The following is a 12,265-nucleotide window of genomic DNA, read 5'->3' as shown; positions in this document are numbered from 1 at the left end:
TACATGTCTATTCCACTATCTACACTCATCGAACAAGCTGACAACGCATTCGAACATAAAGACTTTCAAAGTGCGATTCAGTTATATTACCAGGCGCATCAACTCTCTCAGCAAGATGCAGAAATTGCACACAGTATTGGATTTTGTTATTATATGACAGACGAGATTGAGAGCGCACTGAAGTGGGTCAATTATGCCGTTTCGCTAAACGATCAGGATTCATATTTGCACAATTCACTTGCCGACATTTTATCCTATAATGATGAATATGAGAATGCAATTGAACATTATAATAAAGCTATTGAGCTTTCCCCTGAGCTCGCCAGTGCTTACCAAGGTTTAGCCGAATGTTTCAGGTATTTGGATGAACACGAAAGTTCCGTTGAAGCTGCATTAGTGGCTGCTTCACTCGATCCGGAACTTGAAGGGCCAGACCGGACACTGTGTATTGGTTACTGGGGCCTTAAGGATTATATCAATTCAATTAAACACGGTGAAAAACATCTGGCTAGCTTTGGACCAAACGGAGATAACGTGTTTTATATTGCGGAGTCATATAATTCAATATCTAAATCCGATAAGTCGATAGAATACCATAAAATGGTACTCGACTTAGGTGATGAATCTGAACCCTATCACTTCTTTTCAAAATATCAGATAGCCAACTTAAAATTACGGCGTGGGTTAGTTGATGAGGCGATAACTGATTTTCAGAAATATTTAAATGAAGATCCAGAACAACCCCTGTACCACAGCGGTTTGGCGGAAGCTTACGGAGAAAAAGAGGATAATGAAAAAGTTCTGAGCATTGTTGAGAATGCGAAAAACCTTCAGGATCAATCGAAACTTCCTGAACTGCTATTAAGAAAAGCTGAAGCACTTTTTAGAATGAAAAAGAGTGATGAAGCGCTTCTGGTACTGAATGAAATTGTTGATTTGAATCCGGAGGATCATGACATGTGGAATGAACTTGGTGATCTTCATTATAACAAGCTCCAAAACATTGAAATTGCCATATCCCATTATCAAAAATCAATTTCACTGGCAGCTGACATTTCAGACACTTACGATAAACTCGGTACACTCTATAGATCGGAAGAACGTTACGAAGAAGCTATTGATAGCTTCAAAAAGTTACTTGCAATTGAACCCAATTCCCCATCTGCATTAGATGGCATTGCCGAATGCTATAAGATGACTGGACAATATCAGAAAGCCATTGCCATAAGCTACCAAATTCTTGATCAGGATCCGGAAAATGCCAGCGCACTGTTTTGTATAGGGCAATGTTCACTGCTTGTCGAACAATTTGATGATGCCAGAACCTACCTAAAAAAATGTTATGACCTTCACAAAGATTGGATCATGAGTTATGTTGGAATGGGAATGGTCCATAAAACTTTAGCTGAACAATATGGCGACGAAAACAATCTGGTGGCAATCGATCATTATTTGAAGGCCAAGAAATATTTAACAGAAGGACTATTGTTAGATGAACATTTTAATGACTTGCATCTTGAACTATCCCGATTACCAAAAATAGCATTTAAAAATTCAGAATGGAATCCGTTGGGGCATTTATTGCGCGCAATTTTTTTAGCTGAAAAAACACGTTACAATACGAACATCATTTTCTCTAACAAGAGTAGTATTCTGCAAAAGTTAATGGAATATGACATGCCACTTCTACCATTCACCTTACTTGGAAATATGGCTGAAGATGTATCCAAGCAGCGTTACATCACCCCGTCGTTAGAAAAACTAAACCAGCTTACAGCCCCCTTCAGAACGCTGTTTTATCTTGCGAAAGATGAGACCTTGTCACGGGATAAACAAAGTTTAATTCCTATTCTCATGTTTCATCTTGGTGACCCTATAAGTGCGTATCAGTATTACAGGGATAGAGACAGAAGTACACTTTCTATAATCGATCATTATTATTATGCCGTATCGGCTGAACTTATTATGGAGCCCCGTCATTCTGATTACATCACTGATTATAGTCTTCCTTTTGCTTATTCGATCATAAACAATAATAAGCCAACATTAAGCGAAGCTTATTACGCAGCTGAAATTTTTGCTATTGCTGGTAGGGACAAAGACGCACAGGTCATTCAACAACAGCTGGAAAATTTTAGATTTCTACCATCCTTAATAAAAAGGGACCATGAGGTCAAACCGGAAACTAATCTTGACATGAATAAATACGCTGATGCACAGCCGAATCGAATAGCAGATTATTTTCGTTCACCTCAAAATATAGAGTTGTCCTGGGTAGATGCTGATTTAAAGGCTATAATGCCCCTAATACATTATATGGAGTGCAAAGATATCAAAGCTGAAATTGAGGGTGACTTTTTCCCGAAACATGTGCGCGTCAGTTTTCTTGAAGGCGGAAATAAAGAATCCTATATTAAAGCAAACTTTCCGCATAAACATTCATTAATTTACGGTAGTCCGGAACAAAAGACATGGGTTACCAGAAAGTTGAACTCACTTCTTTCCAATCCTTATACTTCACAAGAAGCTTTATTGAGTGAAATTGGACTGGAAATCATGACATCGGCTAACCAGCAACTTGCGGATCTAAAAGGTGATGTTAAAGACTTTTTGCGGGTAAATTATAAAAATTTTGTGATCCTGGCTAATGAGCTCCATGAAAAGCAACATCTCAGTCTCATAAATAAACAGATACTGCAGCACTACACTATCTATTGTGCTAAAGCGGTTGAAGCGTTTGAGCCGGAAAATATTATCGGTAAACCATTCAAGGATGAAGGCATCTCAATTGCTGATACATTTAGTTCTTATTTTCTATATTTTCCCATCTCGAAAATTATGTCATTGAAAGAATTGCTGACCGGATTGTATTTTAGAAAAGTTGGCAAAAAGCGGGAAATACTGTCTATAGAAAGCTTTATTGAAGTTGAATGGAAGGATGTTTCAGTAGAAGATTAACGCCAATACCGTATGTGCAACCAGAAACATTATCCTGCAGTTTGCACATCGAACAAAGGCGTTATCTGCCATAATCGAATAAAATGACTATAAAATAAAAGTATCAAAATCATTATTCAAAATTTCCACTTAAAACCAAACCCAATTATCATGAAACAATTAATGCTCTTCGCCCTGATCATCAGTACAAAGCTATCTTTTAGCCAAACACCACTAACCGACGCTCAGTTTAAACAATTAACCAGATACAGTGTGATATCGACTGACCTGATAAATAACCCGCTTAATAATGGCGAATCCGTGCTGCAGTTTAAACTATTGGATTTAACTGATAGCAAAATAAAACTGTATAATGCTGAACTCGGCGGTGGTGATTACATTAGCCTGAGCAAAACGACATACGGATTCTCTGCGCTTAAAAACTTATCAGTCATGACCGTCCCATTCAAGGTAAGAAAACGAAACGATGATGGACAGGTAACTGCCAAAGCAGATCTTAAAAACATTGGACTGTACTTTCCATTGTTTTTGAAGGACATCAAAAGATACTTCCTCGATAATACCACAAGCGCCCATAAATTTTCTTTCGGACCGCTGATAGCACCAATGGCTGAAGAACTAAGTGATAAGAATACCAAAAATTATTTTAACGATGCCAACAAAACCTATTCTGCGTTTATGTTATCAACCTCCCTTGCAGCCACCTATACCTATAAAAGCATCACGATCGCTGTAATCCCTCTTGGATATGATTTTGGATTAGATCAGGCAGGAAAAAAATGGATCAATCATGGAAAATACTGGGCAGGGTTTGGAATTGGGGTTGACACAAAATTGTTTGGGTTCTAACAATTCAAAACGATCTAGACCTGCCTGAGTGAGATTTTTAAATCTCACTCAGGCAGGTTCATATTAAATGTATTATGTTCGTCAAACAATTCGTTAAAACCAAATCACTTACAGGATTTCTAGCGGCCCAAATCACTCGCTGGTCAATCAATCTCTGGCAATCTCATTCTATCCTACAACAGCTTTACTTTAAAAATCGACCAGTTTTCCCATTCAGATCCATCAATTCTCTAGATAGATAATGTATTCACTGGTTATGGGCTGATATTTTGGATTGTCGAAAAAATCCATTATTGGAATCACAGTGCGAAGGTTTTGCAACAACCAGATTTCATAATCTTCTTTATTATCGAGCCCAAACTTGTATTCGTCTTTTGAAAGATAAAAGTATCCGGCGTCAAAAGCTTTGACCTCAGCGTATTTCCAGATTCCATCGCTGTTTTTATATCTGATGTCATGATGCAGGCCATCATTATCCTCACTAATCAGATGCGCTTCTAATTGGAGTACTTCACGCATATAGTCCAATACAATTCTTTCACATTTTTTCCCCTTCATTTTTCGTCGTTTCTGGTCGGCGTCTTTAGCAAAATACGTCCCACTGGCGTTACGTTGTGGTGCCTTTCCGGGACGCAGGTCATCAGCTGACCCGGTGGTAACGTGTACATCAGAGGCAGGCTGGGGATCGTTTACCTCATCATCTTTGAGTTGGGCAAGTCTGGATTTTATTTCTTTAAAAGCAGAATCAAAGTAAACCAGACTTTTCAATATTGGATCTTCCGAAATTTTATAAAGTTCCTGTTCGCTAAAAAGCGCTTGATTTTTTTCCTTTATCGCTTCCAAATCGAAAACACCAGTTAGAATGATATCAGGATAAAGTTGGTGGATAAAGTCTTTTACTATGGTAACCTCATCTATTTGATATACGCTGGCATTAAATTTCGCTTCTGCCTCCAACTGATACTTGGAACGGTCAAAACGGCTCAGAACCTCAAGAAACTTCATTTGTTTTTCCAGTCCGCTAACTTGGCTGTATTGCCAAAGGGCACATTTAGTTTCTTCACGTAGGTTATCAAACTGGTTTACCAGTCCCTTGAGGTGCTTTGTCGCAAATGATAATCGATCCGAGAAATGAACGTTAAAGATTTTGGAATCAATATCCAACATTATAAATAGATCGTTGATTTTGCTGAGTTGGCTTGGTTCATTGATGTTGTTGTAATTTATTTCGCTGGTTGGAACCTGTTTGCCAAACTGAACGTAAATCTTTTCCTCTAACAGCAGATCGTCTAGTTTTTGGGGATAGTTGAGGCCCTTGCTTTCGAAAACTGCAGACCAGAAACTAAATTTGTTGTCTGAACGGCCGAGTAGTACTTGTGCATCCTCGATCAAATCGCGCCCATAGTCCTCCTCTAAAGACCTTTCCACATCACTTTGCTCGGTACGGAATAGCAATTTAAACTCACCTTTATCGGAGCTCACGTCGAATGAATTGGCAATGATTTCTGAAATGCTTTCCAGAAATTTGCCTGAAGAAAGTAATTTTCCAAGCTGTTCAAACGGATTGATCTTGACATAATATTTATCTTCATCAAAAATAAATTCATGGTCGTCAACTTCTATTTCCTCACCATCAATCTCAAAGCAGATTCGCTCGCATAAGCGTATATCTAGCTTAGTCAGGGTGCTGGCTAAAGTTTTTCTTGCAAGTTCGCTTTCTACCTGATTTAATCTGATGGTGAGGATGTATGGCTTCAAGAAATCAAAGCGAAGATTAAAAGCTTCGGACTGAGCCAGGCACTCATCTTTACGCGTGATGTTCATTTTTACAGTTTTTAGGTCCTGTATTCTAAAAAATGAAATCGCATCCGCTCCGCCCGAACGGGCCGGAAAATGGAGAACTGGGTAATGTTTTTTTAGTTTTGAGGGAAGTTTGACACGGTCAGAAAAATAAACCCTGTTGCCAGGCAGGCTTATAAGCTTTTCGCCATTATTAGCAAAGAATTGATATTGTCCTGGTGGCAGCGGTTTACCATGGATTGAGAAATGTTGGACAGCTTTTTTATAAATAGTCTGTGCATTTTTTCCGTCAGGGAAGTGTTTAGGCAAATCTATCAGAATCTGCCCTACCCGCTTAATGGTAAGTTCGCTGAAATCACTTTTTGCTCCAAGCAATATCATAATTTGCAGGACATCGGTTTTCGACAGACCATTGTCAAGAAAAATTGGATCAGCAAAATCAATATGTTGAGTATTTAGCCATAACAGTTTTTCATCAAGGAGATAGTCGTTAAGATGAAATTTACCATATTCCTCAAAAATAAATTTTAAGAATGAGGGAGACTCATTAATAGTTACTCCTTTTATCTTGATTCTGTCTGTATTATCTTTATCTCTGAACTGTTGCTGTAAGCGCCTGTCTGAATATATCCATAATATGATCTGGTACAGAGAAAGTTTGTTAATGACCGAAATGAAATCACGGATAGTGGATATTTCATATTCGGATTTATCCCTTTTAATTTTTGACCTGTCGGCGATCCAGTTAGCGTAGAAGTCCCCGTAGGTATTAGTGGTAGTTCTGCTTACCTTTAAAAACTCATTGACTTTCAACCATTTCAAAAAACGATCTATCTCCCCAAGGTCATCGTGTTTTATTCCCAATTCTTCAGGGCTGGCAACAATGTAGCAGGCATTTAGTACGGAGGAAAAAACTTGAGATGAAACCCTTCCGCTGGGATAGTATGCCGAAAAAGTAAGTTCGTTGCTATTGATAACCTTATTTTCCATGCTGATGCAGGGTATGTTTTCAATGGGCAGTTCGGTGTTCTTTGTAAGCTCGCTTAATTGGAGGTAATTATGGAACAAACATGCATTCATTTCCCTGACAGCAGTCAGATAATTTGCCTCATATCGCTGGCTGATGGTTTCACTAATGATGCTACGTACTAAACTTGCCGGCTCGTAGGCATGCACATTGCAAAAGCCACTAATTTTGTCATAGATAAATCTGCCTTTATCGGTAACAGTTTGCTGTTCTGAGAATCCAAATAGCTCTAATAAACCTTCGAAAAGCTGGGTATTGATAAACCGGATGTCAGCAAATGAAGGAACCTCCAGCACCGCATTATTTGAAGCAGGCATATATGTGGAATCTTTCCCACTAATTACATTTCCGTCCTGCCCAATCAATAAAGATAAAGAGTTCAAATTTTTATGTTTGATCTCCCAAAAAAAATGTTCTGTGACAATTTTTATCAGTGTTAAGCGCTGATTTATTGAAAGTTTTAGCTGACCGACATCACTTAATTTACTAGCAAACAAAAAAACGGACTGTACTTTTCTAAGGTTGAGTTTATTTAGATCCACTGTGGGATTGCCTAGTATGTTCAGCGGAATCAGGTGTTCTGGAAAAATATGTTGGGCGCCACATTGAATGAGCATTTCTGAAAACTCATTACCATTATTTACAACCTCCTTCAATTTTCGGTATCGCCCACCAAGGGTTGGAAAAAGTTCTTCATCGGTTAGGAAATTCTCAAAAGGTGCGTAATAATTAAATTCCGCTTTAGAGAGCGAATCAGATCTGTGGCTGTGATTGATGATTTGCATCGGCAAATAGTTAACATCCCTATCCTTGTAGAACTGAGCGACCTCTAAAGTAAAACTTGCAACCTCTTTCAGTAGATATTGGTTTCTTTTAGTTTCGATGATCTGATTTCTGGAAGAATCCAAATCAAAGGTCGCATGCAAAATATAGGGCTGTTTCAGTAGGATGTTAGTTGGAAAAAAAGCGTAAAGGTTTGGAGTGGAAACCGAAAAGTTTTTTTCGACTGCGATTTTTATTTGATAATACGATGGCTCTTTTTTATCTGATTCGGAATACTCCGCAGGAAGCTGCTTCTCTTTTTCGAAGATATACCATTCATGATCACCTGTATTGATGATCTGGCTATAGCAAAAGTTTTCGGCATCAGATTCGTAAGCAATTTTTTCACAGGAAATATTCTCCTTTTCACTAATTCCCAAAAACTGGATTCTTTTTATGTGTTTAAGAAAGAGGATAGTTTCCGGAGTAATTGCGGAAAGCTGCTGGAGAATCTTGTCCAGAAAGTCCGCTTTGTAGAAAATCTTAATAGTAGTAGCGTAAGGATGTCCATCAATTGCTTCTGGCGGCGAAGGCACAGCCAAGAAAGGAATTGGAATAACATCACCCGCAAGCTCCCTTTGAGATAAAATTTCTTCCCGTACCAAAGGGTCGAATAATTCAAGCCATGCATTTCTTCTATTTTCTTCAGAATAGCGCATACAAAGGCCGTTGCTGATAATTTCTATTGTATCTGCCCAGTTGAGAATGGACCGAAAACCCAATCCTTTGTTTCCTATGTATTTCCGAATAGAAGTCTTCGAGGATAGGTCTGAAATAAAAAGTGATTGGTAGCCCTTGTTGGAAAAGGGCTCGCCATTGTTACTGATACTAATGCTATGCTCTTCTGCGTTGAGCTCGATTAGTACTTCGGTTGCATTTTGATCATCGCAGTTCTGTAAAAGTTCCAGGATTTGGCGACCATTGTAATCACGTGCGGTCTTAAATTCACGGTTATAGTCCCCGACCATTTCATTATAGTCATCCACGAAACGGTTACGTTTTTTATTGATTAATTGGTTCAAGAAAGATTGCATGTTATTGAGTTGCGTTTAAGATTTTTATTAATTGCCATGGCCATAAGTGATAAATTCCCATGGCCGATGTACAGCGGTAAAATTAATCTTTTGCAGGATAGATTGACGATATTTTGCGTTAAATTTCTAGTTAATTTTAGTATCTAGGTAAGAAGTTTAGATTCCAAAAACAAAAACTTTTTTACGGCTTAAGCCATTTTAGAATAGTCGAGCAAAATAACTCAGCTTAGATCTTACTATAAAAACCTATCCGGAAAGTTTGTGACTGGCATCATTAGATCTTCAATTGCTAGAGTTTAATGCTAATTAAATTTGCTGCTTCAGAATGCGTTGGCAATAAGTTTTACCCGAGGTGTGTTATATAAGTAGCTAGAACTTTCAACTATCAAATTCATCTGTGTAGCCTGAAAAGGCCGTTTCAATTGATACTGTGCATGAATAACTCGCATGTAATTATGCACTTGGTTAACTTACATGATTTTTGTGATAAAAAATAACAACGACTGTTATCTTGTAGTACTTTCGATAGGTTTACAAAAGAGGCTTATTAAAAACCCGTAGTGTTATTGTCGCAATTTTAACGATTCTTACTGACAAGAAATCCCTCTTGTTTAGCCAAATAAATTATAGTTGCTATGGAAATGGTTCTTGCTGTTCCAACTTTTCTTCTATTATAGCAGTATTTCAGTAGCTCCTGGCTTTTTAGCTCGTCATGATAAGTGCCATCAATTCTGCACAACCGCATGAAATATTTTTCACCTACATCGTAACTAAAGGTATACGAAATTGCAAGTGCTACCTTTACCCAATTCTCATAATCACAGGTTATTGAACAATTAGTTTTCTCCAGATATTTGATTATCCTTTTCAGCAGCTCCCTATCTTTCCTGCCATTTAATCCTTCAGTTGCATGAGCACTTTTAGTTAGCAAAGCCTCTTTTACTGATTTTCCACTTTGCTCTTTGGGTGGCTGGTAATCCAACGTTTCATTATATGCAACTGCATCATTGTTATAATATATATTTGGATCCCAAGAAGAAAAGCAAAGCCTTGATACATCACTTCCACTTTTGTCAAGTTCAATATCATAAGTATCCAAAAAATATATGCGGAGTGAATCGAAAGTTAGCCGGTGTTGTTCAATAGCATTTTCGGTTGGAACCAATCCCTTTAAACCATTTCCAGATGGAGATAACCAAAGGCTCAAGATATAGGGGTCTTTTTTAAGTTTGTTCGCAATGTCATCAATTTGTGACCGCTCTAAGTAATCAATATCTATCACCATCAATTGATTGTAATGCCGTAAATCCTCAGCCTTATGCCCGCCCTCAAACACGCCACAAAAAGAGACACAGGGTAATGCTACCTTGATTGATGTATACAATTGTTTATTGTCCTCCTCTAGTGCATGACGGCATTTTTCAATTTGTAGCTTATATTTCCCAGTCCTAATATCCCTAAGTTCTTCGAAAAGAGGAATGCCAATAGGCGCTTTAGCCTTGATTGTTTTGAATCTGGAAATGATTATCTCTTTCGGTTTTTGCATTTACTAAAAAACTATATATTTGTCATCAGCGTAGCTAAGGGTGTTAGGGCAAGCACGACATCACATTTATCAGGGGCTGACAATTAACTTTGTCTAGGGAAAAATTTTAACCGAAAAATCCAATAGTCTGACCGGTCCTGATGTATTAGGCTAATTAGTGTATTTGCCTCGGCTTACACCAATCTGTATCAATGTTTTCAACTCCGGCTACGCTACTTTAAAATTAACGCTTGTATGGATTTTGGTTTGTATTTTTCCGAGGAGAAAATTATAAAACTTTTGTGCAAATATAGGGCTAATGCTGCAAATAAAAGGCACGAAACCCATATGTTAAGAAACATTAGTTTGCACGAGGTAACGAATAGAATTGCTATCAATCAAGGACACACCGAATTCACCTTTCTACAAAGTATATTTCCTTCCAGAAGGAATTGGCTTAAACTAAAGCAGTCCGAAAGAAAGCATGCTAAAGATGCAATGAGTGTCAACCAAGCTAGGCTTTTCAAAAGCTATCAATTTATGAAGCTCAACATCTCAAATGGCAATTGCACACAACCTCAGTGGTTTGCTAATCTAACTTCTTTCGTAGATGGCGTACGAACACTAGCATTAGGAGATGGGGATGACGAAAGTTTGATAGCCCAGCCTAGAATAAAAGGAATCAAAAAGGAGATCAAACATGGTGTCATTATCTATCGACCGATCGCATTATATAGTTTTTCTAGTAAGATTATCTGCTCAATTACTGCGAGGTATCTAATCCACTTCTTTGATCCAATTTTCTTGAACTGCTCTTTCGCGTTCAGGGGGCGTAATAGTGATAACCATGTGCCAAGTCATCATGATTGTATTTTAGCCATAAAGAATTATAGAAAACTCAATGTGCGCCTTTGGGCCGCTGAATGTGATATTCAGAAGTTCTTTGATACTGTGCAACACCAGCATCTGCAAACGGTTTTCCAAAAATGGTCGAATGAGGCAACTCTGGTCACCGGAAACCCTATGGACCCCCGTGCCATTTTCATCTTTAATAAATTTCTGGATTCATTTTCGTTTCAGCAAAACATTATACCATTGAATGATGATTCACAATATTTTGTTGAGAGTGGCCTACCAAAGGGAAAGTTTGGATGGGCTGAAGATGAGCTGAAGGCGGCTTTTGGAAATCAATATATAGAAGAGCACAGAATTGGTGTTCCCCAAGGAAATGCGATATCTTGCTTTGTTGCAAACCTGATTCTTCATGATGTAGACAAAAAAGTCACATCATTTGACCAAAGCCTTTTTTACATTCGATATTGCGATGACATGATCTTAATGCACCCAAACGAAGATACCTGTGCCGCAGCCTTAGATATCTATATGAACGCTATCAGAGCTAACTTTCTTCTATATCATGCCCCTATCCAAGTTGATGCATACCGTATAAAAAACAATAGCAAAGATTTCTGGAAAGTTAAATCAAAAAAACCTTTTTTTTGGGGTGACAAACATGCTGATGATAGAAATGTTCCCTGGCTTTCATTCGTTGGCTACCAAATGAATTTTCATGGCCATTTAAGAGTTCGAAAATCAACGATCAAAAAAGAGGTAAAAAAACAGGTATCTGAAACACAAAAAGTTTTGCGCGTACTTGGAAAATTCAATCATCGCTCAAATGTGAGTACAGAACACGCCAGGTTATCCCAAAAACATATCGCTTTTAGACTACATCAAAAATTAATTTCTATGTCAGTCGGCCGTGTAAAAATACATACCCATAAACGACCTGGAGAGCAGGGGCTTTGCTGGACAAACGGCTTTAAAATGCTCGAAAACAATAAATTCTCAAGCCAGCAGTTACGCTATTTAGATAAGAAAAGAAACATGCAGCTCATGCGGGTGAAAAAAGAAATGAACAAGATAGAAAGAATTACGAATCGAAACCTATATCCAGAACATTTAAAGTCTGTGTTCTTTGGTTCCGCGTTTGCATATTATAATTTTTTAAAACATAAATAAGAGTTGCATTGGAGGTAGAAAATTTAATAGCCATTATACAATGATTTGCTAGTCTATTTTAAATGGCTTCATTTATCTACACCTAAAAAACGAAGCGAGCCAATAAAGAACTGTATAAGACATTATTATTCTTGACGGCATATGCCGACAAAAGTAGTTCTTCGTCACTTTTGGTGAAATCGTAAATTTTTTACCGCAGGAATTTTTATATCTTATTCTTTGCGCTCT

The 12,265-nt window shown here is 37.9% G+C and carries 5 protein-coding genes; 3 read left to right on the top strand and 2 right to left on the bottom strand.

The features are described from left to right. Window positions 1-3: 3 nt before the first annotated feature. Together AC570I_RS20270 and AC570I_RS20265 are read left to right on the top strand one after the other, a co-directional pair. Window positions 4-2,958 (top strand): tetratricopeptide repeat protein, encoded by a 2,955-nt coding sequence (locus AC570I_RS20270; protein WP_497406956.1) that lies wholly within the window; start codon window positions 4-6, stop codon window positions 2,956-2,958. Between the two features lie 150 nt (window positions 2,959-3,108). Next, complete coding sequence (locus AC570I_RS20265) at window positions 3,109-3,807, top strand: hypothetical protein (RefSeq protein WP_497406955.1); 699 nt, start codon at window positions 3,109-3,111, stop codon at window positions 3,805-3,807. Window positions 3,808-4,029: 222 nt separating this feature from the next. Here AC570I_RS20265 and AC570I_RS20260 read toward each other — a convergent pair whose 3' ends face one another. Both AC570I_RS20260 and AC570I_RS20255 read right to left on the bottom strand, forming a co-directional pair. Then, complete coding sequence (locus AC570I_RS20260) at window positions 4,030-8,490, bottom strand: protein NO VEIN domain-containing protein (protein ID WP_497406954.1); 4,461 nt, start codon at window positions 8,488-8,490, stop codon at window positions 4,030-4,032. 577 nt (window positions 8,491-9,067) lie between these two features. Then, window positions 9,068-10,036 carry a BT4734/BF3469 family protein gene (locus AC570I_RS20255; protein ID WP_497406953.1) on the bottom strand — a complete coding sequence of 323 codons (969 nt, stop codon included), beginning with the start codon at window positions 10,034-10,036 and terminating at the stop codon, window positions 9,068-9,070. A gap of 234 nt (window positions 10,037-10,270) precedes the next feature. Here AC570I_RS20255 and AC570I_RS20250 point away from each other — a divergent pair, with 234 nt between their 5' ends. Then, window positions 10,271-12,037, top strand: coding sequence for a reverse transcriptase domain-containing protein (locus AC570I_RS20250; RefSeq protein WP_497406952.1), 1,767 nt, complete (start codon window positions 10,271-10,273; stop codon window positions 12,035-12,037). Window positions 12,038-12,265 lie beyond the last annotated feature (228 nt).

The organism is Pedobacter sp. A2324, from assembly GCF_059693705.1.
This window is presented reverse-complemented; position numbering and strand designations above follow the sequence as displayed.

Bases quoted from the DNA above. Each gene is read 5' to 3' on its own strand.
- AC570I_RS20265 (WP_497406955.1), top strand. From the start codon at position 3,109: ATGAAACAATTAATGCTCTTCGCCCTGATCATCAGTACAAAGCTATCT.
- AC570I_RS20255 (WP_497406953.1), bottom strand. From the start codon at position 10,036: ATGCAAAAACCGAAAGAGATAATCATTTCCAGATTCAAAACAATCAAG.
- AC570I_RS20250 (WP_497406952.1), top strand. From the start codon at position 10,271: ATGGATTTTGGTTTGTATTTTTCCGAGGAGAAAATTATAAAACTTTTG.
- AC570I_RS20270 (WP_497406956.1), top strand. From the start codon at position 4: ATGTCTATTCCACTATCTACACTCATCGAACAAGCTGACAACGCATTC.
- AC570I_RS20260 (WP_497406954.1), bottom strand. From the start codon at position 8,490: ATGCAATCTTTCTTGAACCAATTAATCAATAAAAAACGTAACCGTTTC.